The organism is Ampullimonas aquatilis (assembly GCF_049675895.1).
Classification (GTDB): domain Bacteria; phylum Pseudomonadota; class Gammaproteobacteria; order Burkholderiales; family Burkholderiaceae_D; genus Ampullimonas; species Ampullimonas aquatilis.
Window position 1 is genome coordinate 439876 of sequence record NZ_CP183834.1, and the last position, 23742, is coordinate 463617.

Below are 23742 nucleotides of genomic sequence, written 5' to 3' on the forward strand. Positions count from 1 at the left end.
AGTAAAACAGCGACATAGGTAATGTAATCAGTGACAGTGAGGTTTTCAGACTGAAAACACAGGCAGATTTTACCGTAAAAAGATGACAGTTTTCTTAAATATTTTTATTAAAAATGAGGTTTCCAAGGGGGTATATGCTATTTATGGCTTATATAGTGCATTAATAAATGATTAAAAAAATTACTCCAGTGCAGTATATTTACTGCTTAGATTTGTTGATGTCTTGTGTTACGGGTGCGGGATGGGTGGCCGCCTTGCTGGCCGATTGGGCTTGGCCGAGCAGGGCGGCGCAGTTGACATCTTGTCCTGAACCCGTTTCCACCAGAGGAATGAGTGCTGCGAGCGGGTTGATCAGGCTTAAACCGAGACTGGCTGCACCGCGTAAAAACAGCGGTGTTTTGACCAGGGCATACTCTGGTGCGGCAAAGCTGCCATAGACCCGCAAGGGCGTGCGCGCCACAAACAGGCTGAATTGTTTGGGCTGTGGATTGATGCGCAGATTGAAGGTTTCATTTTTGAAATTGATTTCGCCACGACCATTAATGCGTGTGATATCTGTATCAAATACCAATGAGTCAGTCATGGCATGACCCTCCTTCACCGCAAAGGCGGCCACAGCGCAACGCAGTGGCACATTGTTGTCACCACCCACCAGGTATTTGACGATGCCGCTGCCGTCCAGATCCACGGCTTCCAGCAAGAGGCCCGACATCTCGCCACCAGTCATGGCAAAGCTGGCTTCACCATTGGCATTGCCAAGCATATTGGCGATGGAATTACCTTGTGTTTTTAAATCGATCACGCCGCCTAGCAGGCCTTTGCTGGTATCCATGCGTGGAATGGTTGGAAACAACTCGCGCAGTCGTACCCGATTGAGCGTGACCTTGGCCGTCGTTTGAAACGGGCTTTTCTGGGCATTCATCCGAATCGTCGCGATGAGCTGACCACCGGCAAAATCAAAATTGAGTGGCGTCAGTTCCAATACGCCATCGTTCAGATTGAGATGTGTGCTAAAGCTGTCCAAAGGTACCGCATCAGGGCGATGGATCTGTTTGGCAAACAAGGTCACGTCGGCATCCATGGCATTGAGCTTGTCCAACTTGAAAGGGCTGGCTGGCAACACACGCTGCGAACTGGCGCTAATGTCCTGGGTGGTGACTGGCTCGTCGGCCTTTTCCGATGCGGGTTCGTCGGCCGCCTGTTTAAAACTGCGCGGCGGGCGGCGTTGCGCTGGTGATAAACCAATCAGCGGGCCAAGGTCGGCAAGGTCAAGCAGGTCACTTTGCAGTTTGGCTTTTAAGTGTGGGCGTGGTGCGACGTCGGTATACAGCGCATTACCCTTGATATCACTTTGCCCAATCTTGCCCGCAAAATCCTGGTACTCATATTGAGTGTCATTGCGCACAAAACGGCCTTTGAATGCATAAGCCGGTGTGTTGGGCAGCACGACCGGAACGAGTGGATAGAGCCGTGCCAGATCGGGGCCGGCAATGGCCAGTTGGGCATCAATTTGTGCCAAAGACAAAATGTCGGTGAACTGGCCATCCAGTTGCAGATGCGTGACACCCAGTTGGACATCGGCACGCAAGGGAAATGACTGGCGGGTGTCCTGCAGATTGAGCACCGGTCCGGCATCCAGGCTGCCGCCAATGGCGACCTTATTTTGCTGGCCAGACAATTCAATATGCGTGGGCATTTTGGTGTCATCGGTGGTGCTGACTTTGGCAGTGGCGTCGGTCAGCGCGATGGCATCCACATAATGAATGGTGGTCTGATGCAATTGCAATTGGCCAATTTGGGGTGCCTTGCCCGGATCAGTCGGCGCCATTTGCAAGATCCAGTTGCGCTGATCTTGTGCGTTGCGTTCCAGCGCAATATCGGCCTCATTCAATTCCAGCACCGGCATGATTACCTGGCCACGCAATAAGGGCCAGAGGCGAATATCCACCGCAATTTGTTTGGCCTTCAGTAAATGATCGGCACTACCCCATGAGGCATTGCCAAAGGTAATGTTTTCCATTTCAATCGAAGCGGTTTTACCCAGATGGACAGAGAGATCGCCGGCAATCACCAGCTCGCGACCTGTGCGTGATTTGACCAGTTCGCTCACCGGTTTACGCAGCCAGTTCCAGTCGAAAAGCAGGGTAAATAAAACCAGCAATACCACCATGGCAAGCAGAAAGCTCGAAATGTTTGAGAGCCAGTTGGGGCGATGTGACGTTGTATCGGACATATTACTCAGAATGATCGCTGAATCAATGGTTCAGTGATGTAGGACAGCATAACCAGCGATAGTCACAGTCAAACGTGATAAAACGTCCTACCAGGAGTGCTGGCTTGCAATCGGTAAGGATACTCTGACTTCAAGTCCACCGCCAGCACCGTCGGCGCGTGGCAATAACTGCAACTGCCCCTGATGCAGTTCAACAATCCGTTTCACAATCGCCAAACCCAGGCCAGCCCCGGGTTTGCCCTGGCGGGCATCATCGGCACGGGTAAAGGGTTGCAGCAGGCGTTCTGCGTCTGTGAAGGCAATGCCTGGTCCGCCATCCAGAATCGAGAGTTGCCAATGATCATCTTGTAATTTGCTGCGCAGCGCCAGATTGGTTTCACCATACTTGACCGCGTTGTCCATCAGATTGACGAGCAAGCGCTGAAAAGCCCTAGGACGTACGAAGAGCGGTGGTGTGATAGCCAGATGAACACTAAATGGTGTGTCCTGTCGCGAATAGGCCTGAGCGGTTTGCTGGATCAGCGCATTGATGTCTACTTTCTGTGCGACCTCATCGCTGCCGACGCGGGCAAAATCTAAAAATTGATCAAGCAGGCTGTCAATGTCTTCTACATATCTCACCATCTGCAGCATCAATTCAGGTTCCAGGCGTCGTTCCGATAAATCGAGCGCCAGGCGCAGTTTGGTCAGTGGCGTACGCAGATCATGCGACACGCCGGCCAGCATGATGGTGCGCTCACTATCCATTTGCGCTAGATTGAGCGCCAGTCGGTTAAAACTGGCTGATACTGTGGCAATCTCGTCCGGGGCGTGTTCATCCAAAGTCGGTGGCTGCTCGCCTTTGCCCAACAATTCGGCCGCATGAACCAGCCGCGCCATAGGCCGGTTGATACGGCGTGAAATGAAAATCGCACCCAAGAGCGCCAGCACGGTCGAGGCCAGTGAAATTTGCACCAGAACCCAGGGTGCAACCGGATCAAACTGACGTGAACTGAGTCGTAACCAAAATGGCCGATCTGCCAGAATCAGGCCAATCCAGAGGCTGTGAGTGGCTTCACTCCAGCGCGTCATTTCGACGTGATTGCCTAACTCCTGATCCAGTTTTCGTACAAACATGCGTACGGCAAAACTGTTTGGTTCATCAAACTGGATAAATTGCGGATTGTCCAGGGACAGTGAACTGGCGGGCAAAATTTGAATATCCTGCTTGCTGTTCATTTCTTGAATAAATGCACTTAGTGCGGCCTCAGGCATTTGTTTGGCGGCTGCTTGCATGGCGGTGACCTGATGTGCTGTCAGTGCGGCCAACATGGTGACACGGGGTTTTTGAATGGCAATGTAAAAAATCAATCCCGAGCTGATCTGGCCGAGCAAAATCAGCACAATGATGAGCAACAGATTTTGCCGAAACAGCGAGGTGGGAAAAAGTCGCATCAACAGTAAATGGTTAAGGAATTGGAAGGAGAAAAATTAATCGGACTGTTCAACCGGATTATGGCCATCCATCACAAACACATAGCCGACACCCCAGACCGTCTTGATATGTTTGGGTTCGGCAGGATGATCTTCAATCAATTTGCGTAGCCGCATCACCTGCACATCAATACTGCGATCCAGCGCATCATGGTCACGGCCATGCGCCAGCTCGATCAGCCGCTCTCGCCCCAATGGTCGTCCGGCATTGCAGACCATGGCTTTCAACAGATTGAATTCCCCACTGCTCAGGGGGACGTTCTGTCCGGCTTTGTCGAGGGTGCGCAACGTCAGGTTGAGTTTGAAGGCGCCAAAGTGAATCCACTCTTCACGGGTTTTGCTACCACCATGCAGGGTGATGTTTTGACGTCGCAATAACGCTTGAATACGTGCCACCAGTTCACGCGGTGTAAATGGTTTGGCCAGATAATCGTCAGCGCCCATTTCCAGACCGATGATGCGCTCCACCGGATCACCCTTGGCGGTGAGCATGATGATGGGAATGGTTTCACCAGCCGCCCGCAAGCGTCGGCAGATTGACAGACCGTCTTCTCCAGGCATCATCAAGTCCAGAATCAGCACATCAAAATGTTCCCGCGTCAGCAGGCGATCCAGTTGCGGCGCATCGGCAATGGTGCGCACCTGCATGCCCTGTTCAGTCAAATAACGTTGCAGCAGCGTGCGTAAATCAGCTTCGTCATCGAGTACCAGCACAGCAATTGGCTTGTCAGTCGTATTCATGGCGGGTTATCTGGTTGTCTGACGTCGGTTGAGTATGGGATGAATATGAATTGAGCGTCATCATAGCCTTGTTTGTTGGCAAGTGATTTCAAACTATGTCATGCATATTGGCTTTGACATGGTTTGAAACAAATTGGCTGGCGAGTGACATGGTTTAACCATATCTGCTGCGTAAAGTGCTGCCCATGCCAGAGCGATTGATGAAATCGCCGCAGTCACAACGTGAATGTATTCACAAATTGTTGTGGCACTGGCAAGGCGTCATCACCCAATCTGCAACGAACCTATCACCAACTTGAAAAGGCGTATCCAATGAATTTTTCCAAACATAAAACACTGCTCACGGGTTTAACTCTGCTGACCATGTCTGCCATGTTGGTCAGTGCACCTGCTCACGCATTTCGTGGTCGTCTGGCTGGGCAAAATGCCGAGGGCGGTGGTTTTGCCGGACGGATCGCTGGTGGTCAAGGTTCCAACGGTGGTCGCTTTGTGCGCGGTCACGAAGCCACCACCGATGGTCAGGGCAATGGCCAGTTTGCGTCTGGCGGCGCTTATCAAGGAGCGAATGGTGGCAGCGGCGGCCGCGCCGGATTGACCACCCATTCAGCCGATGGCAGCGTCAACCACCAAAGTGGCATGCAGGCCAGTGGTGCCAATGGCAGCGTGCAAAGCCAGGGTGGTTTGACCAGGTCGGCTGATGGCACCGTCAATCAATCGCGCACCACCACGGCCACTGGCGTGAACGGCACAACCTATAACGGCAATACCAGCTATAGCAAGGACAGCGGCGTTGTTCATAGTGGTGGCTGTACCGATGCCAGTGGTGCGGCGGTTACCTGCAAATAAGTACTGGGTCTGGGTGATGGTTTGTGCCAGGCGAACTTTGAATATTGAATGGATCCTGAAGCGAGAACATCGTGGAACACAGCATACTCAACCATCCTTTGCCGTATTTTTTCCCTTTTCTGGTGCTGCTGGCCTTGTTGGAAGGGTTTTACCTCTTTCAGCGCAAGGGCACTTACGACTGGCGTGAAAGCCTGGCCTCAATGGGCGTGGCATTGGGGCAGCAATTGATCGGACTGGCAACGCGTGGTGTCGTGGCGGGTGGTTTTATCTGGCTTTGGCAATATCGTCTGTGGACCATCCCACTCAATCAGGCTTGGGGTTGGGGGCTGCTGTTTTTAGGTGTTGAGTTCTGCTATTACTGGGAACACCGTTTGAGCCATACCGTCAACTGGTTTTGGGCATCACATTCAGTCCATCATTCACCCAATCATTACAACCTGTCGATGGCTTATCGACTGGGGTGGACCGCCGGTATTTCGGGTGCGTCGATATTTTTTGTGCCACTGGTGTTGCTCGGACTACATCCGCTGGCCATCTTCAGTATGCTGGCGGTCAATCTGCTCTATCAATTCTGGCTGCATACCGAGTTGATTCCCAAACTGGGGCCACTGGAATGGGTGCTCAATACGCCATCGCATCATCGGGTACATCATGCTTGCGATATCCAATATCTGGATCGTAACTACGGCGGTATCCTGATCATCTTTGATCGACTGTTCGACAGCTATGTCGAGGAAACAACGCCCTGTACTTATGGATTGGTTTATCCGCGTCATCATGTCAATCCCGTCAAGGTGGCCGTTGCAGGCTGGACCGAACTCTATCAGCAGATACACCTGCAAAAAGGCGTATGGCGCAAGCTACGCTTATTGTTTGCTGCACCTGGCTGGGGCGTACCCAGTAAGCTGGACAACCCGGCACATCACTTTGATTTTGATGGTTTCATTCATTCCCTGCAGCGGTATCGTCATGAATGAAAAATGATTATAAATAATCAATAGTTTAATATTTAAAAAATGAAAGGATTCACCGTGAAAGCCATTTTTTTATTTATCGCCTTGCTGGTTTGCGTCACCCTTGCTTATGCCGATACGCAATCTGAACGCAGTAGTGAATTCATTCAGAAAGCGCAAGCCGAAATGATCAAGCGTTTTACTAAAGCCGATGCCAATGGGGACGGCATGCTCACCAAAGATGAAGCCAATGGCAATATGCCCAAGGTGTATAAAAACTTTGACGTAATTGATACCGAGAAGAAGGGCTATGTCACCATTGAGCAGATTAAAAGTTATGCCGTGCAGCAGCTTGCTGTGCGACGTGGTGAAGGGTCATGATTGCTTGTTTATTTTATTTACGGTTGGGCTGAGAGCGCACCAGGCATGATTTTCGACCGATGACAGTAAGAAGCAGATCACTAGGTCAGTTTGGCGGCTTCGGCCAAAATCCAATCTCGTACGGTACCGGCATGAGGGCTGATGAATTGATTGCGGCTTAACAGCCAAAAAGCATATTGATTGGTCGTGGGGGCAAGCTGGCTGGCAATGACCAACTTGCCTTGGTTAATGAGTGGGCGAATGAGTTCAAGTCGACCCAAGGCCACACCGTGGCCAGCCAGCGCCGCCTGGATGACCTGATCATATTGATTAAAACGCAAAATTCCTGTGGGTTTGACCTTGCTCATCCCTGCCGTGGCCAGCCATGGCGACCAATGCAGCCAGGTGCGGCCTGGGTCGTCATATTCCAGTAAAACCTGTTTGCTGAGTTGATCACGTTTTTCAATGGCACTTACCATGAGGGACGGATGTGCCACTGGTGCGAGTGTTTCACCAAATAAATGAATTGCCCCTTTGGGTGCAGCACTGGCTTTGCAATAACGGATGGCCAGGTCGATATTTTCGCGTTCGATATTGATTAAGCGGTTGCTCGTGGCAACTCGCACATCCACCCTGGGATAGGCCAATTGAAAATTGCCCAGCCAGGGCAAAATCCAGAGTGCAGTGACGCCAATGCTGGCTGTGATGGTGACGGCCTGCTGTGTTTTACTGGTATCCAATGAAGTGACTAGTTCAGTCAGCTGTTCCATGAAGATGTCGGCGCCGGCAAACAGACGCTTGCCTTCATTCGTCAATTCAATACTGCGATGGCCTCGCACAAAGAGCGCATAACCCAGCACTTCTTCCAGGGTACGAATTTGACGGCTCACTGCTGATTGCGTCAGACATAGTTCTTCGGCCGCAAGCGTGATACTCATCTGCCGACCTGCAGCAACAAAGCTGCGCAGCAAATCCAATGGCGGTAGATCAAGGAGGCGTGATGACATGCTTTTTTGATATGTGAGATAAATTTAAATAAGTCATTGAATATCAGTATGTCTGAAGATAATAGATTTATCAATCGACTTGATTTTGTATTTCACATGCGAAAATGGAATGTGAATGTGCGTTTTTATTGATTGAGTAACAGTCAAACATCCGCTTCAATGTGGTTAACGAGCTGGTGATGGCATTGTGAAAATGCCATGGCAAGACGGATCACTGCTCGTATCGTCATTATTGAATGGAGGTCTTATGTCATCGACAACAACTGATTCAGCGCTACATCATCAACCGCCCAGAATTCGTCAGGCATGGCCAATCATGCCGAAGACCCATATCAGACGGGTTGGTTCTACAACGGCTGAACCTGCTTTTGTCAAAGCTCAACTGGATTATTTGCTGCCCATGAATGAACGACCATTCAACTTCATGTATCAACCACCCAATCAGGGTGCGTGGCATAACTGTGCATATGAGTCGCGCCAGGTGATGATTGGCGATGCTCGCACCAACGCCAGCAACTTATCGATTGATCGAGAAGGCTTTGAGCTTTGGCATGCCAAAACAGCGGTACGGGATTTTTATGATCAGGATGAAGTCGTCAATATTTATTACCCGGAAATTGCCGAGATTGCCCGCTATATCACAGGAGCCAGCCGTGCCTATGTGTTTGATCATCTGGTCCGTAAACGCGAAGCAGGGCGCCCTCCCATGAATTTTGGCCGCCGACTGGATGGCCAAAATCCCGGAACGGCGGGGCGAGTGCATAACGATTATTCGGCCAAGTCGGGTCAGGAGCGACTGGGCATGGTGCTGCAATCAGCCGAGCAGGTGACGGAGGTCAAACGTTTCAGTATCATCAATCTGTGGCGCGCCATCAAGCATCCGGTGCTCGATACGCCGCTGGCCGTGTGTGATGCACGTAGTGTTGCCCAGGCCAATCTGGTGGCCAGTGACATCATTTATCCTTCACGTCGTGGTGAAATTTATCTGGCCAACTATCATCCCAATCATCAATGGTCTTATTTTTCAGCCATGACTCGCGATGAGATTCTGGTTTTCAAACAATTTGATTCAAGAGAAAACGGGGTTGCCCGTTTTACGCCCCATGCCGCATTTGACCATCCCGATATGCCGATTGATGCGCCGCTGCGGGAAAGCATTGAAATTCGCTGTTTACTGGTGCATGAATAGGCCGGTCAATTGAGTACCGTTTATTGCATACTGCATTCACTCAAAAAGCTGACAAGGAATTCATTTTGAAAACTGAATCCATACAAAACGATCACCCCATGGCCGAGCTGGATTTCTGGTTTGATTTTGCCAGCAACTATAGTTATCTCAGTGTGATGCGCATCACCACATTGGCGGCACAAGCCAGAGTCAAGGTACGCTGGCGGCCGTTTTTGCTTGGCCCGATCTTCCAGGCACAAGGTTGGGATAACTCTCCCTTTGTTTTGCAAAAGGCCAAGGGTTTATATGTGCAGCAGGATATGGTGCGGCAGTGTCATCAATATGGTCTGCCCTGGCAAACGCCATCGGTCTTTCCGCGTCTGTCGGTGCTGCCTGCACGAATCGCTTTGCTCGCCGCTGACTTGCCTTGGATGAGTGACTTCTGCCAACAGGTCATGCTGTACAACTTTGGCCTGGATCGTGATATGGCCGATCCACTGACGATGCGAGAAATCCTGCAGCAGCTTGGGCAAGATGATGTCGGGATTCTGGCACAGGCACAGAGTGCCTCAATAAAACAGGCTTTGTGTGTGCAGACTGATCGTGCCATGGCGCTTAATATCTTTGGTGCGCCGACCATGATGGTGGGCGATGCCATGTTCTGGGGCAATGATCGGCTGGAAGATGCCTTGGCTTTTGCCAGGGAAGGCCAGCAGGTGAAAAAACGGATTAACCATATTTAAAAATTCAATATCTGGTAAGGAATTAAAATGTCCACTCTTCGTCTGGCTTATGACAGGTTGTGCCCTGAGCTCACGCAAACGCTGCGCAGCATGGTCACGCAACTGGAACAGAGCAGTCTTGGCGTACCGCTGATTGAGCTGATTTATCAGCGCGTCTCGCAAATCAATGGCTGCGCTTTTTGCCTGGATAAACATAGCCGTGTTTTACGTAGCCATGGGGAAACCAATCAACGGTTGGATACCCTGGCTGCATGGCGCGATAGTCGGCATTTTGAAGCACGTGAAAAAGCAGCGTTGGCCTGGGCGGAAGCCATCACTCACGTTGCAGTGAGTCATCCTGCCGATGCGATTTATTTGCCATTAAAAGAGCACTTCACCGAAGTTGCAATCACTGAGCTGACCTTTGCCATTGTGACCATGAATGCGCTTAATCGTCTGGTGATCAGTTTGGGGCGCTAGAGGCCGAAAAGTCTGAATTTATGGGAGTATCAATCCATTTTATGCCATCAAGTGCATAAAATGGATTTCTCTAAAAATACCATATGAGAGTATTTAGAGTTTATCAATCCACGGGGTGGGTGTAGGTACCGCACAGACCGGTTCTACATCAATCGTATTGAAGTCGGCCGGACCCACAATTTCCAGGTATTCCATATCCGGTGAATAATCAAACAGATAGTGGCGCACGCCGGGCCGTTGATGTACACAGTCACCTGCACTGACCAGTGTTTCCTGATCTTCATACATGAACTTGGCCCAGCCGCGCAGCATGATCACAATATGAAACTCTGCCTCGTGACGGTGCCAGCCAGTGCCGCGCTCTGGTGCGTTATGCGCAACGACGAGTTGTGCGAGCACTTTGCCATTGGTGGCATCGGCGATACCCAGATCGCGATAAAGAAAAAAGTCGCGCAGGCCGTCACCGCGAAAGCGGTTGTCAGTTGGTTTGACGTGTGAGAACTTGGGTTGCGTACGGTCCAGCATGAGAAACTCCTTCACTGAGCGAGAGATAGGACTCATCGTTCAGCATAAACCGTACCTTGCCACATGCCGCATTTTTGAGCATTAAGCAGTACTATGCATTTTCTTGTGCTGATTGATAAAGGTCATGCATATTTGAATTTTCAAGATTGTCACCAAATTATTTTGAATGATTTCATTGAGTCACCATGTGTCAAAAAATTGTTCCCGTCTTGTTTAATTTTGCCGTTTTTTCAATCTCACAATTTCCCAAGAACCTTGTCCAGCAAGGCTTTCACGTCAGTTGGTGTGGGTTGCGGTGAACTGCTTGGCATTGCGATGCGCAGTTCCACCATCCATTTGCCTTTGTAGCCAGCGCAACTGAATTCATTCAACGTGCCATCGGGTTTACCGCGCAGATTGGTGGCATTGCTGACCACCGTATGGCAAATGCTGTTGCCGATGATCATTTTTTTCTGGCTCACCACGCGATTGTCGGTATCGTTGGCCTGATCATATTGGCTTTTCAACTCTTTTTCGGTGATGTCGCGTGGCCCGCTGATGAGAATCAACTCAAAACGCTCGCGGCCTTCCTTGCCTTGCGCGACATCGCAGCCTTGCATCACTGCGTCAAACCCTAAATCGGTATCGGCCTTGGGCAGTTTTTGCGGAGGATTGTGATTGAGCTTGTCCGTGAGTTTAAAGTTGGTCGCGGCCAAATCATCGGCCGTGACCAAGCTGCAAACATTCAGATCAGCCGCATGAAGACTGGGTATCAAGCCCAACAGGGCAATCGTTGCCAGAAATTGGCTGCGGTTGATCGAACGTAGTGATGGCATGATCTGTTCCTTGTCCAGAAATCGTTGAGCCAAAGATTACTGCAAAAACGTTTCAAGACAAAGAATTAAAAAATGATTTGAACCGCCAAGACGCCAAGGACGCGCAAGAGAAAACGAAATCTTTTTCACCACAAAGACACGAAGAAACACAAAGCACACCAAGAAAACCATGAGACTAAAACCGGCGCTCACTACGCAGTCCGGGGATAGCGCATTATTCTATATTCCTACTTTTTTCCGGCGACAAAACAGCGCTGCGCTAGCAAGGTTCTTCTTTGAATCCTTTGTGTCTTTGTGGTCAATGCCTTTGACCTCAAGGTTTCCTTGGCGCACTTGGCGTCTTGGCGGTTCAAACAACAATTATTTAAATTTCTATTTGCGCAAACGGATCATCCAGCGGCTGGGTATCGTCGTCGCGTAGCAGGCAGGCATCCAGTGCTGTGGCCAATGCCTGGGTGTTGAGATTGAGACCGACACATTGCCAGTCCTGGCCGGGTTTGACGGATGGCTGGTCGGGTGTGTTGAGTGTGTCCCATTCACCTTCATCGGCATGACGACAGGTGCCGCCGGCATGCTGCCACTGCAGGGCAATGGTGGGTTGGCTGGCCAGTAAAAACCGGCCCTGCGAGCGGATCACGGTGCCGTTGGCGGTGAGCCAGTCGGAATGAATCAGCTGCCAAAGCCGTTGCGGATGAAAGGCACGCTCGGATTGGTAATGCCAACTGCTAATGCTGGCGTCGCTGCCGAACTGGTTGGCGGTGTTTAAGTTGACAGGCAATTCAATTTGCACGCCGGGGTTGAGTGCATGCAAGAGGCCGGTGAGGCTACTGAGGTTGATCTGATTGGTCTTGTGATTTTGCGCGGTGCTGGTTTGAGGCGTACTAAGTTGCGGCATATATACCTCAATCACGGCGGCACTTTCTACCTGCTCCATCAGCAAGTCGGCCACAGTGCGGTCATCCAGCGCATCGGCGGCGAGCCCGAGGTCTTGCAGAAATTCAGCCTGTTGCAAATCGGTTAGCCAGCTATCAGCGGCAAGCAGCAGATGATTGCAGGCAGCAAAATGATCTGCCGGATGATCGGCCTGCCATTCTTCTTCGGCCAAGACCAAGGCATCTTCCACCAGCACTGCTTCGGTCGTGGGAGCTACCACAATCACAATGTCGCGGGCGCCAGCGGCGAGTGCCGCACCTAGCGTATTTAAAAATGGGGCGTAGATATCATCGGCCAATTCAGCCTGCGCATGTTCATCGGTGTGGTGGTGATCATGATCGCAATCCGACGTGCAATGTTCATCGTGCTCGTGTTCATCAGTCAGTGTGTGCGCCGCACTCAAGTCGCAATGAATGATGTGGCGACCTTGTGCATGTTGTGCCAGCCAGTCGTTTTGCAGTGCGGGTTGCCAGGCCAGTAGCAAGGTCAGCCGAATGGTGTCAGGCTGGGCTGGGTGAGCAAAGGCGTAGGGCATGATGAATGAGTGACGGTCGTCTGGAAAAGATGGGTGGCTGTGATGCTACCAAAGAAAATGCCGGAACAGGAAACTGTCCGGCATTGGGCGTGACCAAGATCGTTGGCGCTGAGGATCGGCTTGTACCTTCAAGGTATTGCACAGACCAACTGCACCAAAGCATGTATCTACGCAGAATCGGGTGGTGAGCTGGTTGTTAGGATTGCGGCACAGTGTGCTGTCGCAATGACTTATCTGCCAGATCAGTCACCGTACATCTTTTGGCGAATTTCACGGCGTTGTTGGGCTTCCAGCGTCAGCGTGGCAGTCGGGCGAGCCAGCAAACGGGGCAGACCGATGGGATCGCCCGTTTCTTCACAATAACCAAAATCCTTGTTATTGATCCGATCAATCGCTTGCTGCACTTTTTTCAGGAGTTTGCGCTCGCGATCGCGGGTGCGCAATTCCAGTGCGTGTTCTTCCTCAATCGTGGCGCGATCCGCAGGATCGGGTACCAACACGGTTTCACGCAGATGTTCTGTGGTCTCCCCGGCATTACGCAGCAGATCATCTTTGGTTTTTTCGAGCAGGTCTTTGAAAAAAGCCAATTGCGCTTCGTTCATATAGTCCTTCTCAGGCATTTTGAGGAGTTCAGCCTCGGTCAGAATTTTTTTAGTAGCCATGGCAACCTCTTTTCTCAATGCAACAGGGTAAAACAAAAACTGATTTGGAAAGAATAGTCCGCTAGCTTACACCAGACAACTTTCAAGCCCCTTTAAAAATATATCTTTTGGCAATTTTTTACCAATAAAGACAATTTTAGAGGAAGGTTTTTCGGCTTTTGTCCAAGGTTTCCCTAGGTCAGTCGCCACCATCTTGTGCACACCTTGCAACAAAACGCGGCGCGGCGTGCCTTTTATATAGAGCAAACCTTTGTAACGCAACATCGATTCACCGTAAACCTGCACCAGCGTATCCATGAACTCGTCCAGTTTCTGTGGATTGAACGGGCGGCTGGATTTAAACACAAAAGACCCCACTTCGTCATCATGATGATGGTGGTTCTCGGCAAAAAAGGTCGGTTCGACTTCCAGAATCGCATTGACATTGAAACCGTTGATGTCAAGCACGTCGTCAATGGCGGCTGAACCAAAATTGACGGCCTGAATCGGTGCACGAGCGTTGATACGGCTTAAACGGCCACGTAATTCGGCCTGTTCAGCCTCGCTGACCAGGTCGGTCTTGGAAAGCAGAATGCGATCGGCAAAGCCAACCTGCTCTTGTGCTTCGGGGTGGTTGTCGAGCTGGAAGTTGGCGTGTTTGGCGTCCACCACGGTCAAAATCGCATCAAGCCGGTAATAGTCGGCCACGCTGTCTTCCATGAAAAATGTCTGTGCCACAGGGGAGGGCGCGGCCAGGCCGGTGGTTTCGATGATGACGCGGTCAAAATTGAGCGTGCCGGCTTTACGTTTGTCTTTCAGCTCGCCCAGGATGCGCACCAGATCACCGCGCACATTGCAGCAGATGCAGCCGTTGTTCATCTCGATGATTTGTTCGCCTTCCTGCTGCTCCAAAATATCGTTGTCGATCCCTTCTTCACCAAACTCGTTTTCAATCACGGCGATCTTGTGACCGTGCTGTTCTTTGAGGAGCCGATTCAAAAAGGTGGTTTTGCCTGCGCCAAGATAGCCGGTGAGGATGGTAACGGGGACTTGTTTGCTCATGATTTGTATACTGCGGTAGAGTAAAAATTTGCCATCTGGAGAGTCAATAAATACGCACTTGAGAGATGGTATTGAATATAAATAATCTCAAAAAGTGGGGAGTATCCCTATTCTGAGGTCGTGGTCGCGCTCATTGGGCACGGCATTACTGGTATCAGGCGAGCGTGTCCGAAACCGCCAGACAGTTGTCGAGCATGCTGCGAATCACCGCTTCGGGCAGATCAAAACCAATGAACACGATTTTGGAGCCGCGTGTTTCACCTTCTTCCCATTTGGAAGACACGTCGCTGCCAACCGTTTCATGCACACCCTGAAACACCACGCGACGATCCAGTCCTTCCACATCGAGCACGCCCTTGTAGCGCAACATCTGTTTGCCGTACTGGCTGACCAGCTGGCCCAGCGCATGATCAAGCGCGCTCATATTGAAGGGGCGCGCGGCGCGATAGACAAATGACTTGATGGCGTCATCATGTTGCGGATGATGATGGCCATGATCGTGCTGGCAATGTTCGTCATGCACATGGTCGTGATCGGATTCGTCATCTTCGGTCAGAAAATGGGGATCAATATCAAGTTTGGCGTTCAGGTTAAAACCGCGTTGATCCAGCACCTGTGCGACTTCTACGCCACCAAAGGCCGCAATCTGCACGGCGGCACGCGGGTTGATGTGTTTGAGGCGCGATTGCAGGGCGGCCAGTGTGTCGGCGTCAACCAAATCAGTTTTGGTGATGAAAATCTGGTCGGCAAAACCCACTTGCCACTGCGCGACTTCATGCTCGCTCAACTGCGCATCACCATGCTTGGCATCCACCAGGGTGATGATGGCGTCAATCAGATAGTCATCGGCCAACTCTTCGGCCATGAAAAAACTTTGGGCAATTGGTGCCGGGTTGGCCAGGCCGGTGGTTTCAATCACCAGATGGTCAAAGTCGAAGTCGCCGCGACCACGCCGGTCAATCAGCTCGCTCAGTGCTTCGACCAGATCGCCACGAATATTGCAGCAGATACAGCCATTATTCATCTGCACAATGCGCTCGTTGTCGTCCTGAATCAGGATTTCGTTATCAATGCTTTCCTCGCCAAATTCATTTTCCACCACGGCAATCTTGTAGCCGTGATCGTCGGAAAGAATTTTCTTGAGCAGGGTGGTTTTGCCGCTGCCTAAAAAGCCGGTGAGGATGGTGACGGGAATGGAAGCCATGAGAAAAATCCGAAAAGCCGTGTCGATCAAGGGTTGACTGACAGGCCAGTATCAAAAATGATGCCAAAATTAACTTGCTAGATGGGGATTGAACCATAAAATTCAAGTCAGATTTTTTGCAGGGCCAGTCCTTTCAGGTATTCCCCTTCTGGAAATGCCAAAAGCAAGGGATGATCAGGCCCGGCGGCGAGTCGCTCCAAAATCAGCATGTCGCTGCCCGCGTCAGACGCCGCGCCAGCCACGATTTTTTGAAACAGATCGGCCGTCACGCCACCCGAGCACGAATAGGTAAACAACAGGCCACCCGGTTTGAGCAATTTGCAGGCAATCAGATTGATGTCTTTGTAGGCGCGCGCGGCACGCTCCACATGCGCAGCTGTCGGCGCAAATTTGGGTGGATCAAGAATAATCACATCAAACTGCAACTGCGCATCGCGATAGGCACGCAAGGCTTTAAAGACATCATCACAGGCCCATTCACACTGGCTGCTGACGCCATTGAGATTCGCGTTCAATGTCGCCAGATCCAGTGCCGATTGAGCGGAATCAATGGACGTAATCTGCAAAAAAGGTGTGGCTTTGGCCGCGGCCAAAGAAAATCCGCCGCTAAAACAAAAACAGTTGAGCATGGTGAGTGGCTGACTCGCGCTGCTGCCGCGCGTCTGCGCCAATTGCGCGACCTGGCGTGCTACGGCACGGCGATTGTCGCGCTGATCCAGATAAAAGCCGGTTTTATGGCCGCCGGTAATATCAATCAAAATTTGTATGCCCGATTCTTCAATGGTGAGTCGTTCAGGTGGCGCAACGCCAGCCAGCACACCAATCGCGACCGGCAAGCCTTCCAGGCTGCGCACATCGGCGTCAGAACGTTCAAACACATTGGTGATGCCGGTCTGTTTGACCAGTTCATCCACAATCACCGCTTTCCATTTTTCCACGCCAGTGGCACCGGACTGCAAGACCAGCCAATCACCTTCCAGACCATGATAGTGGTCAACTACCAAACCCGGCAGACCATCGGCTTCACCATGAATCAGGCGGCGTGACTGTCCGAGCAAGGGCTGGCGCAGCGCCAGGGCCGTAGCGACACGTTGCGCAAAAAAAGTGGCATCAATTCGGTCCTTGTCATCAAAACTCCAAACACGGACCCGTATATTGGATTGCGGCGAACAGGCACCCAGGGCCAAAAACCGGCCATCATGCGCATGCACTGCCACGGTGCTGCCAGCATCGGCACCACCTTTGGCAATTGCCCCCGAAAATACCCAGGGATGGCGGCGTAATAGTGATTTTTCCTTGCCGGGCTTGAGTGTGATGATGTTCATGAGCGTGGGTTGCCTCGGTATTGAGTCGGTGGTTGAAATGAGCCGGTGCATATTGCAGGTTGCGCTAATCAGTTTAATCATTGATGATGAGCGGGCCGGCAGACCATGTCAGCCGGTACTGACAGCAAGCACCGTTTTCTTCCTAGGCGCATCGACTGTGCGGGCACGTATAGTAAGCGAAATGCGGTAGGCCAAACGCAGTAAGCCCAATGAATTGCTCAGCGGAGTCGCCATGTCACAACCCCCTCAAACTCTCTTTTATCATGCCAATATGACGAGTAGCTCAATACCTATGGCCATTATTGCTGATGACTCCTCCGTTCAAAGCAGTGAACAGGGTCTTGGTGCACGTTTATCTGCCATACCTTATCGTTGTCGTTGTAGTCGGCCAATTTTCTTTCGCAATACCCAATGTCTTAATTGTGGTGCTTTGCTGGGTTATGACCCGGCGCTGGATCTGCTTGGCGCCTTGAGTGGTTCGGATGATCAACATGGCTGGCAATTGCTGGTCGATGAAAGCCTCTTGAGCCTGAATGCCGCAGCCGCCAATGTGATGGTCAATCGTTATCGGCGTTGCCACAATGCGTTCAGTCATGCCAGCTGCAACTGGCTGATTGCGCAGTCGTCGCTCCACACCTATTGTTTGTCATGTCGGCTCAATCAGACCATTCCCGATTTATCGCTGGTCGATAATCAACAGGCCTGGAAAAAAACCGAGCTGGCCAAGCGCTTGCTGATACGACAATTGCTCAGCCTGCAATTGCCGGTGCAATCGCGTCAGGATGATCCTGTCACAGGCCTGGCGTTTGACTTTCTCAAGCCCGTCGGCGGTGAGCCAGTTTTGACCGGGCATGAAGACGGACTCATCACGCTCAATATCAATGAAGCCGATGATGCTTATCGCGAGAGAATGCGTACCCAGATGGGTGAACCCTATCGTACCCTGCTTGGCCATTTGCGGCATGAGATTGGCCATTATTATTGGGATCGATTGATCGACAACACACCCTGGCTGGAAGGTTATCGCCAGCTGTTTGGTGACGAACGCACGGATTACGCCGATGCGCTGGACAACTATTACGAGCAGGGCCCACAAGCCAATTGGCAACAGGCCTATGTGAGCAGCTATGCCACCTCGCACCCCTGGGAAGACTGGGCAGAAACCTGGGCGCATTACCTGCACATTGATGCTACGCTCAAGACCGCGCGCCGTTTTGGTTTTGCACACGAGAGCCTGGCACTGGAAATTGAAAAATTCACTCTGCAGGATCTATATGATCCGCAACACCCCGATGCCGAAGACTTTTTGCGACTGTTGAATGCTTCGGTCTCATTGACCACCGTGTTAAATGAGTTTGCCCGCAGCATGGGGCAGTCTGATCATTACCCTTTTGTCCTGACGCGCACGGTGATTGCCAAATTGCATTTCATTCATATGGTGATTGATGCCCAGGCGCAGCAGGCACGGATCAGCAATCAGCATAGTTTTTATCATTAAACGAAAGGAACGATCATGGAAAAATTTGCACATGCCCATTGGACCGGTGATTTAAAAAATGGCGTAGGTAGCATTTCAACACAAAGCGGCGTTTTGCAAGATACGGCTTACGGCTTTAATAAACGCTTTGGTGATGAGCCTGGCACCAACCCCGAAGAACTGATCGCCGCAGCGCATGCGAGCTGCTTTACGATGGCTTTTTCCAATCTGCTTGGCATTGAAGGTTTTACTGCCGAAGCGATTGACACCGAATGCCGTATCACCCTTGAAAAAATTGGCGATGGCTTTGCCATTACGCACAGTCATCTGCACATGAAGGCCAAGATCCCACATATCACGCTGGACAAGTTCAATGAAGTTGCCATCACTGCCAAAGCTGGTTGCCCGGTGTCCAAGGCGCTCAATTTGCAGATTGATTTGTTGGCTGAACTGATTGGCTAGCTTGAATTGGGTACGGTACTCAGTCTATCCATTGATTGTTGGTAAGCTTTATTTTATTGAAAATTTCATTGAAACAAATTTTCAAGCAATTCTGGTCTTCTCAGAAGATAATCTGTTCAAGAAGTATTTACTTCTTCTTCGCACGCGGATGCGCATCGTCATAGACTTGGCTCAGGTGCGAAAAATCGAGCGAGGTGTAGACCTGGGTGGAGGCAAGGCTGGCATGGCCCATCATTTCCTGTACGGCGCGCAGGTCGCGCGAGCCTTGCAGCATGTGTGAGGCAAAGGTGTGGCGCAGTACGTGAGGATGGACATTGGTGGCGATACCGGCAGCACGGGCGCGTGACTTGACGGCTTGCTGGATGGCGCTACCGGTGATGCGCGCACCGCGGGCACCCACAAAGAGGGCATGGACGATGGTGGTGTGGCTGACGTCGACCATTTCATCGCGCACGGCCAGCCAGGCTTGCAGCGCGCTGATGGCTTTGCCGCCAATGGGTACGATGCGCGTCTTGTTGCCTTTACCGGTGACGCGCACTTCGGCATTGTCGATATCCAACCAGCTGATGGATTGATAGGCATGCCCAGTGACGGGCCGCAGGTCGAGCGAGATCAATTCGGCCAGACGCAATCCGGCGCTATAAAAGAGTTCCAGTATGGCTTGGTCACGCAGGGCAATGAGCTGTTTAAGCCGTTGTCGATGCAGGCTGAGTGGTGGATGGGTTGCCTCGTTGGGCGGTGCTTGGCGAGCCGGGTCGGGGTAATCGAGCAGTACTTGCGCCTGGTCAACACTCAAGGCTTTGGGCAGGCGCTTGGGCAGTTTGGGGGCGCGGATGCCTTCGACGGGGTTGGCGGCCAAGGGCGGCTGGTCAAAGCCCGCAGCCAGGGCTTCGGTCAGGCCACGCAAGGCAACCCAGCGAAAGTAGCTGCGCCAGCTGGATAAGCGCCGTGCCAGACTTTTGGCGGTGTCACCTTGGGCGTGCAAGCGGCTGACGGCCAGGCGAATGTCGTGATGGGTCAGGCTGCACAGCGGTTTGCCGGCAAACAGCCCAATCAATTTGCCCAGATCATTGCGATACGAGCGCACGGTGCTTTCGGAATAGCTGCGCTGGGTATAGAGAAAATCAAGATAGCGATCAATCAGCCAGCGGTCGATGGGCGCTGGCTGGGTGGTTTCTACGCTGTTCTGACTGGCTGTATTGCTTTGGTGCCGATTTCGCGCAGCAGGCTGTTTGGACATGATGGTCAAAGCCTATTTTGCGATATGGGGAGTCTGATGGGATTAGTCGGGCAAGCGCATGAGCAAAGGCATGGCGAATGGATACACTTTGCTCGTTTTACTTATGGCAGCAAACGTGACAAGGCCGCACTGGCAAATTCGCCAATCTGTGCCAGGAAAGTCGTGCCCATGCCTTCGTAGAAACGGCGCTCGTCGGGTGAACCCAAGACCACCATGCCAAAGGCTTCGGGGTGTGCGCCAATGCGTAATGGAATCATGGCAACAGAGTTGACGGCGGCTGGCTCGGGCAACCAGCGCACGGCTTCGTAATCGGTATTTTTGCCACAGAACGGCGCCATCAGGCTATTGGCAAACGTGGTGATATCGAGCGATACCAATTGTGCAAAAGGTGCGACCTCACGCAGATTGGCATTGGCTTCGGTCAGTCCCCACAAACGCAGGCCGACAAACGGTACCGAGAAGGATTCGCGCAGACCGTCGACCACCAGCGCGGGCAGGTTGGCGCTTTGACGCGTCAACATCAGGTCGCGGGCCCAGTGGTTGAGCTTGTTGGCAATGGCATCATTTTCCTGGCCATAGCGCAACAACTCGGCCATTTTCAATTCGAGTCCCTTGATTTTTTCACGCAGCAATTCCATCTGCCGCTCTTGCAGCGACACGGCGCGCTGACCATGCGGGCTGGTGAGTTGAATGCGCGCCAGCGTTTCGGCGTGCTGTTCAAAAAATTCGGGGTGGTTCAATAGGTAAATGGCAATTTCGTGCTCAGTCATATCGGATTCGGTACGCATAGGAAAAGTACGGTAAAGGGAGCTATTTTTGGGAGTATATCCAAAAAACACTGTGCTTAGGTAAATATAATGGACTTAATATTTTATACAGATAGGGTGTATCTATTGTTAATCAGGGTTGGCTGAGCAACACTATCAGCACCCCCTGGCCGCTTGGTGGCTGGCATCGGCGGAGTGCCTTCAAATGTCGATGCTGCCTTCAAACACGGTGATTGCCGGGCCGGTCAGCTTGACGGTATCGTCACCGCCGTCCCAGGCAATGGTGAGCTGGCCACCGTGGGTGTCCACTGTCACGCGACTATTGAGCAGGCCACGGCGTATGCCAGCCACCACGGCGGCGCAGGCACCGGTGCCGCAGGCCAGGGTTTCACCGGCACCACGCTCATACACGCGCAGGCGGATGTGGTCGCGACTGACAATTTCCATAAAACCGACATTGACACGTTTGGGAAAGCGCACATGGCTTTCAATGGCCGGGCCGTCGGTCGCTACGGCGGCATTCTCCACATTGGGCACTACCTGAACCGCGTGCGGGTTGCCCATCGATACCAGCGACACCATCACCACGCGACGATATAAGGGGATGGGCCAGAGCGTGTCATCATGATCAAGCTGACCATGCAGACCATTGGCGTCAAAGGGGAGTGCCGTGTGCTCAAAACGGGGTTGACCCATATCGACTGTGACTTGGCCATCGTCATTCATGATGAGTGTGATCACGCCGGTCTGGATTTCCACGCGCACCGATTTTTTATCCGTGAGGCCATGATCACGCACAAACTTGACAAAGCAACGTGCGCCGTTGCCGCAATGCTCCACCTCACCACCGTCATGGTTGAAGATGCGGTAACGAAAGTCCACATCAGGCCGGGTGGGTTTTTCAACCAGCAGGAGCTGGTCAGCACCAATCCCAAAATGCCGATCAGCCAGCGCCTGCCATTGAGCAGGGGTCAGGTTAACGGTCTGGTTAATCCCATCGAGCACAATAAAGTCGTTGCCCGCGCCTTGCATTTTGGTGAATTGAAGTTTCAATTTGAAAACCGTCAGGTAAGTGATTGGCATGGTCACTGCCGCAGATTGCTTGTGCAGCAGGTCAGCCAAGGATGCTCGTATTTTATGACATCTTGCTGTCAAATGCTGCGCGGATACTTCTTGTCAGTCAACCGCTGCTTCTTGCGATACGCCATTAACCATGTAAATTGATTTAACTGTAGCAAGGCGACGAAATAGCGGTTTATGATTGATTGGCCGATATAAGAATAGAGATAACTCGGTCAATGCTTACCTCATGGTTGGCGGTAGCAGGTAGCGATAATCTTTATTTTTCTAGCGAGTTCAAAATGAAAAAAAACATTCAGTATCTGGTAGGACTGGTTGGCATTTTCGGTGCGCTGCAATTGCTGCATGCGGAAGATGCGCCCGATGTGGCCGAAGCACCCAAGGTGTTTCGTGATCTGGCGGACAAAAATCCGCAAAAGCTGTCCCTGGAAGATCTGCAAAAACTGTTGCCGGGTGCCAAGATGAGCCGCCTCACCAACAGTGGCAACACCAATCGCTGGACCAATGATACCGATGGTACGTTCATCATTTCTTCTGACAATCGCAGCAGTACCGGTGCATATGGGGCGAGCTATAACTCGACGGCACCAGGCAAGTGGCATATCTCCGAAGATGGCCGGTACTGCGTACTGATTGACTGGAAGCGGGTCGATACCGAGGAATGGTGTCGTTATATCTATCAAACATCACTGGGCTATTACGCCACCAAGTCAGACAAGACCGGTACCGAGCGCGTGTACAGGCTGGACATCAAGCATTGATACGGTAGCGCCGCCTGGCTGGTCATTGGGCTCATTGTTGAACTATTGCGGTATGCACGAATACTTGCCGTTTGCCGGCCAGCTGCATCCCTGCTACTGTGGCAGATTCAACGCAATGCCACAGCCTGTAGCGGGTGAATGGCTTGGATGATGCCGATTTCTGGATTATTACTACTCTTTGCTGCTGCCATGTTAGGCGGTGCAGTTAACTCGATTGCCGGTGGCGGCTCTCTGGTGACATTTCCGGTGCTGGTTTTGGCTGGGCTGTCACCGATTGTGGCCAATGCCACCAACAATCTGTCGATGTGTGTGGGCACCATTGGCAGCATCAGTGGCTATTATCAGCAAATCAAGCCACATCGCCAGATTGTCGTGCGGCTGGCACTGGTCAGTTTTGTGGGGAGTCTGATTGGTGCAATTCTGCTCCTGACCACACCGGAAACCCTGTTTTATCGGATGGTGCCATTTTTGATCCTGCTGGCCGCCGTGCTGTTTTCTGCAGGCCCATCATTGGTGCGGCGTTTTCGACATGCCGAGGCTGCCGTGGTGTTATCACGCTGGGCCTTGTTGGGGCAGTTTGCCATTGCCATCTACGCAGGTTATTTTGGTGCCGGACAGGGGATTGCGACGCTGGCTTTGCTGACCCTGATTGGCATGAGCCATATGCATGAAATGAACGGTGTGAAATCGTTTTTGAGTGCCTGCACCAATGGCATTGCCATCATCCCTTTTGTGATCGCAGGCGTGATTGCCTGGCCGCAGGCCCTGCTGATGAGTGTGGGAGCCATACTCGGTGGGTTTATTGGTGCGCGCCTGGCTAAACGGGTCAATCCTGACAGGGTGCGTACTGCAGTGCTGATCTTTTCTTATGGCATGGTGGCCTATTTTTTCTGGAAGGTGTATCTGGCACCGCCCCAGGGCTGAACCAAGGC

24 protein-coding genes are annotated in these 23742 nt (G+C 51.8%); 10 read left to right on the top strand and 14 right to left on the bottom strand.

Translation table 11 applies throughout. The annotated features are described in order from the left end of the window. Nucleotides 1–199: 199 nt before the first annotated feature. The 3 genes from ACMYR3_RS02010 to ompR all read right to left on the bottom strand — a co-directional run bounded on the left by ACMYR3_RS02010 (nt 200) and on the right by ompR (nt 4447). Nucleotides 200–2233, bottom strand: coding sequence for an AsmA family protein (locus ACMYR3_RS02010; RefSeq protein ID WP_424194026.1), 2034 nt, complete (start codon nt 2231–2233; stop codon nt 200–202). Nucleotides 2234–2320: 87 nt separating this feature from the next. After that, on the bottom strand, nt 2321–3667 hold the full coding sequence (locus ACMYR3_RS02015) for an ATP-binding protein (RefSeq protein WP_424194028.1): 1347 nt from the start codon (nt 3665–3667) through the stop codon (nt 2321–2323). A gap of 36 nt (nt 3668–3703) precedes the next feature. Beyond that, nucleotides 3704–4447 carry a two-component system response regulator OmpR gene (ompR, locus tag ACMYR3_RS02020; protein WP_424194031.1) on the bottom strand — a complete coding sequence of 248 codons (744 nt, stop codon included), beginning with the start codon at nt 4445–4447 and terminating at the stop codon, nt 3704–3706. A 312-nt stretch (nt 4448–4759) separates the two neighbouring features. Between ompR and ACMYR3_RS02025 the strand changes: the two genes are divergently transcribed. From ACMYR3_RS02025 to ACMYR3_RS02035, 3 genes are all read left to right on the top strand, one after another. Next, nucleotides 4760–5293, top strand: a complete 534-nt coding sequence (locus ACMYR3_RS02025; protein ID WP_424194033.1) for a hypothetical protein — start codon at nt 4760–4762, stop codon at nt 5291–5293. Between the two features lie 71 nt (nt 5294–5364). Beyond that, nucleotides 5365–6270 carry a sterol desaturase family protein gene (locus ACMYR3_RS02030; protein WP_424194035.1) on the top strand — a complete coding sequence of 302 codons (906 nt, stop codon included), beginning with the start codon at nt 5365–5367 and terminating at the stop codon, nt 6268–6270. A 54-nt stretch (nt 6271–6324) separates the two neighbouring features. Then, nucleotides 6325–6627, top strand: coding sequence for a calcium-binding protein (locus ACMYR3_RS02035; RefSeq protein ID WP_424194038.1), 303 nt, complete (start codon nt 6325–6327; stop codon nt 6625–6627). Between the two features lie 80 nt (nt 6628–6707). Here ACMYR3_RS02035 and ACMYR3_RS02040 read toward each other — a convergent pair whose 3' ends face one another. Next, nucleotides 6708–7613, bottom strand: a complete 906-nt coding sequence (locus ACMYR3_RS02040) for a LysR substrate-binding domain-containing protein (RefSeq protein WP_424194040.1) — start codon at nt 7611–7613, stop codon at nt 6708–6710. A 247-nt stretch (nt 7614–7860) separates the two neighbouring features. On the opposite strand from ACMYR3_RS02040, the gene ACMYR3_RS02045 reads away from it, so the two are divergent. From ACMYR3_RS02045 to ACMYR3_RS02055, 3 genes are all read left to right on the top strand, one after another. Continuing rightward, nucleotides 7861–8802 (top strand): CmcJ/NvfI family oxidoreductase, encoded by a 942-nt coding sequence (locus tag ACMYR3_RS02045; RefSeq protein WP_424194042.1) that lies wholly within the window; start codon nt 7861–7863, stop codon nt 8800–8802. Between the two features lie 98 nt (nt 8803–8900). Then, nucleotides 8901–9524 (top strand): 2-hydroxychromene-2-carboxylate isomerase, encoded by a 624-nt coding sequence (locus tag ACMYR3_RS02050; protein ID WP_424196309.1) that lies wholly within the window; start codon nt 8901–8903, stop codon nt 9522–9524. 27 nt (nt 9525–9551) lie between these two features. Then, entirely contained in the window at nt 9552–9983 is a 432-nt protein-coding gene (locus ACMYR3_RS02055; protein WP_424194044.1) for a carboxymuconolactone decarboxylase family protein, read from the top strand. 93 nt (nt 9984–10076) lie between these two features. Here ACMYR3_RS02055 and ACMYR3_RS02060 read toward each other — a convergent pair whose 3' ends face one another. The 7 genes from ACMYR3_RS02060 to ACMYR3_RS02090 all read right to left on the bottom strand — a co-directional run bounded on the left by ACMYR3_RS02060 (nt 10077) and on the right by ACMYR3_RS02090 (nt 17023). Further along, entirely contained in the window at nt 10077–10508 is a 432-nt protein-coding gene (locus tag ACMYR3_RS02060) for a cupin domain-containing protein (protein ID WP_424194046.1), read from the bottom strand. A gap of 236 nt (nt 10509–10744) precedes the next feature. After that, nucleotides 10745–11323 carry a hypothetical protein gene (locus ACMYR3_RS02065; protein WP_424194048.1) on the bottom strand — a complete coding sequence of 193 codons (579 nt, stop codon included), beginning with the start codon at nt 11321–11323 and terminating at the stop codon, nt 10745–10747. Between the two features lie 364 nt (nt 11324–11687). Further along, complete coding sequence (locus tag ACMYR3_RS02070; protein WP_424194050.1) at nt 11688–12791, bottom strand: GTP-binding protein; 1104 nt, start codon at nt 12789–12791, stop codon at nt 11688–11690. 242 nt (nt 12792–13033) lie between these two features. Continuing rightward, complete coding sequence (dksA, locus tag ACMYR3_RS02075; RefSeq protein WP_424194052.1) at nt 13034–13453, bottom strand: RNA polymerase-binding protein DksA; 420 nt, start codon at nt 13451–13453, stop codon at nt 13034–13036. A gap of 66 nt (nt 13454–13519) precedes the next feature. Next, nucleotides 13520–14494 (bottom strand): CobW family GTP-binding protein, encoded by a 975-nt coding sequence (locus ACMYR3_RS02080; RefSeq protein WP_424194054.1) that lies wholly within the window; start codon nt 14492–14494, stop codon nt 13520–13522. A gap of 154 nt (nt 14495–14648) precedes the next feature. Beyond that, on the bottom strand, nt 14649–15698 hold the full coding sequence (locus tag ACMYR3_RS02085) for a CobW family GTP-binding protein (RefSeq protein ID WP_424194056.1): 1050 nt from the start codon (nt 15696–15698) through the stop codon (nt 14649–14651). 107 nt (nt 15699–15805) lie between these two features. Then, nucleotides 15806–17023, bottom strand: a complete 1218-nt coding sequence (locus ACMYR3_RS02090; RefSeq protein WP_424194058.1) for a class I SAM-dependent rRNA methyltransferase — start codon at nt 17021–17023, stop codon at nt 15806–15808. A gap of 232 nt (nt 17024–17255) precedes the next feature. Here ACMYR3_RS02090 and ACMYR3_RS02095 point away from each other — a divergent pair, with 232 nt between their 5' ends. Both ACMYR3_RS02095 and ACMYR3_RS02100 read left to right on the top strand, forming a co-directional pair. Then, nucleotides 17256–18521, top strand: coding sequence for a zinc-binding metallopeptidase family protein (locus ACMYR3_RS02095; RefSeq protein WP_424194060.1), 1266 nt, complete (start codon nt 17256–17258; stop codon nt 18519–18521). Nucleotides 18522–18536: 15 nt separating this feature from the next. Further along, nucleotides 18537–18962, top strand: coding sequence for an OsmC family protein (locus ACMYR3_RS02100; RefSeq protein WP_424194062.1), 426 nt, complete (start codon nt 18537–18539; stop codon nt 18960–18962). 127 nt (nt 18963–19089) lie between these two features. Here the strand turns inward: ACMYR3_RS02100 and ACMYR3_RS02105 are convergent, their stop codons facing one another. The 3 genes from ACMYR3_RS02105 to dapF all read right to left on the bottom strand — a co-directional run bounded on the left by ACMYR3_RS02105 (nt 19090) and on the right by dapF (nt 22022). Then, entirely contained in the window at nt 19090–20202 is a 1113-nt protein-coding gene (locus ACMYR3_RS02105) for a tyrosine recombinase XerC (protein ID WP_424194064.1), read from the bottom strand. A 101-nt stretch (nt 20203–20303) separates the two neighbouring features. Further along, nucleotides 20304–20972 carry a DUF484 family protein gene (locus ACMYR3_RS02110; protein ID WP_424194066.1) on the bottom strand — a complete coding sequence of 223 codons (669 nt, stop codon included), beginning with the start codon at nt 20970–20972 and terminating at the stop codon, nt 20304–20306. 198 nt (nt 20973–21170) lie between these two features. Continuing rightward, the gene (gene dapF / locus ACMYR3_RS02115) at nt 21171–22022 is read right to left on the bottom strand and encodes a diaminopimelate epimerase (RefSeq protein ID WP_424196311.1); all 852 of its coding nucleotides are present in this window, start codon (nt 22020–22022) and stop codon (nt 21171–21173) included. 308 nt (nt 22023–22330) lie between these two features. On the opposite strand from dapF, the gene ACMYR3_RS02120 reads away from it, so the two are divergent. Together ACMYR3_RS02120 and ACMYR3_RS02125 are read left to right on the top strand one after the other, a co-directional pair. Next, nucleotides 22331–22810, top strand: a complete 480-nt coding sequence (locus ACMYR3_RS02120) for a DUF995 domain-containing protein (protein ID WP_424194068.1) — start codon at nt 22331–22333, stop codon at nt 22808–22810. Between the two features lie 138 nt (nt 22811–22948). Further along, the gene (locus ACMYR3_RS02125) at nt 22949–23734 is read left to right on the top strand and encodes a sulfite exporter TauE/SafE family protein (RefSeq protein WP_424194070.1); all 786 of its coding nucleotides are present in this window, start codon (nt 22949–22951) and stop codon (nt 23732–23734) included. Nucleotides 23735–23742: the final 8 nt, after the last annotated feature.

Bases quoted from the DNA above. Each gene is read 5' to 3' on its own strand.
- ACMYR3_RS02010 (WP_424194026.1), bottom strand. From the start codon at position 2,233: ATGTCCGATACAACGTCACATCGCCCCAACTGGCTCTCAAACATTTCG.
- ACMYR3_RS02015 (WP_424194028.1), bottom strand. From the start codon at position 3,667: ATGCGACTTTTTCCCACCTCGCTGTTTCGGCAAAATCTGTTGCTCATC.
- ompR (WP_424194031.1), bottom strand. From the start codon at position 4,447: ATGAATACGACTGACAAGCCAATTGCTGTGCTGGTACTCGATGACGAA.
- ACMYR3_RS02025 (WP_424194033.1), top strand. From the start codon at position 4,760: ATGAATTTTTCCAAACATAAAACACTGCTCACGGGTTTAACTCTGCTG.
- ACMYR3_RS02040 (WP_424194040.1), bottom strand. From the start codon at position 7,613: ATGTCATCACGCCTCCTTGATCTACCGCCATTGGATTTGCTGCGCAGC.
- ACMYR3_RS02045 (WP_424194042.1), top strand. From the start codon at position 7,861: ATGTCATCGACAACAACTGATTCAGCGCTACATCATCAACCGCCCAGA.
- ACMYR3_RS02050 (WP_424196309.1), top strand. From the start codon at position 8,901: ATGGCCGAGCTGGATTTCTGGTTTGATTTTGCCAGCAACTATAGTTAT.
- ACMYR3_RS02055 (WP_424194044.1), top strand. From the start codon at position 9,552: ATGTCCACTCTTCGTCTGGCTTATGACAGGTTGTGCCCTGAGCTCACG.
- ACMYR3_RS02060 (WP_424194046.1), bottom strand. From the start codon at position 10,508: ATGCTGGACCGTACGCAACCCAAGTTCTCACACGTCAAACCAACTGAC.
- ACMYR3_RS02065 (WP_424194048.1), bottom strand. From the start codon at position 11,323: ATGCCATCACTACGTTCGATCAACCGCAGCCAATTTCTGGCAACGATT.
- ACMYR3_RS02070 (WP_424194050.1), bottom strand. From the start codon at position 12,791: ATGCCCTACGCCTTTGCTCACCCAGCCCAGCCTGACACCATTCGGCTG.
- dksA (WP_424194052.1), bottom strand. From the start codon at position 13,453: ATGGCTACTAAAAAAATTCTGACCGAGGCTGAACTCCTCAAAATGCCT.
- ACMYR3_RS02080 (WP_424194054.1), bottom strand. From the start codon at position 14,494: ATGAGCAAACAAGTCCCCGTTACCATCCTCACCGGCTATCTTGGCGCA.
- ACMYR3_RS02085 (WP_424194056.1), bottom strand. From the start codon at position 15,698: ATGGCTTCCATTCCCGTCACCATCCTCACCGGCTTTTTAGGCAGCGGC.
- ACMYR3_RS02090 (WP_424194058.1), bottom strand. From the start codon at position 17,023: ATGAACATCATCACACTCAAGCCCGGCAAGGAAAAATCACTATTACGC.
- ACMYR3_RS02095 (WP_424194060.1), top strand. From the start codon at position 17,256: ATGTCACAACCCCCTCAAACTCTCTTTTATCATGCCAATATGACGAGT.
- ACMYR3_RS02100 (WP_424194062.1), top strand. From the start codon at position 18,537: ATGGAAAAATTTGCACATGCCCATTGGACCGGTGATTTAAAAAATGGC.
- ACMYR3_RS02105 (WP_424194064.1), bottom strand. From the start codon at position 20,202: ATGTCCAAACAGCCTGCTGCGCGAAATCGGCACCAAAGCAATACAGCC.
- ACMYR3_RS02110 (WP_424194066.1), bottom strand. From the start codon at position 20,972: ATGACTGAGCACGAAATTGCCATTTACCTATTGAACCACCCCGAATTT.
- ACMYR3_RS02120 (WP_424194068.1), top strand. From the start codon at position 22,331: ATGAAAAAAAACATTCAGTATCTGGTAGGACTGGTTGGCATTTTCGGT.
- ACMYR3_RS02125 (WP_424194070.1), top strand. From the start codon at position 22,949: ATGGCTTGGATGATGCCGATTTCTGGATTATTACTACTCTTTGCTGCT.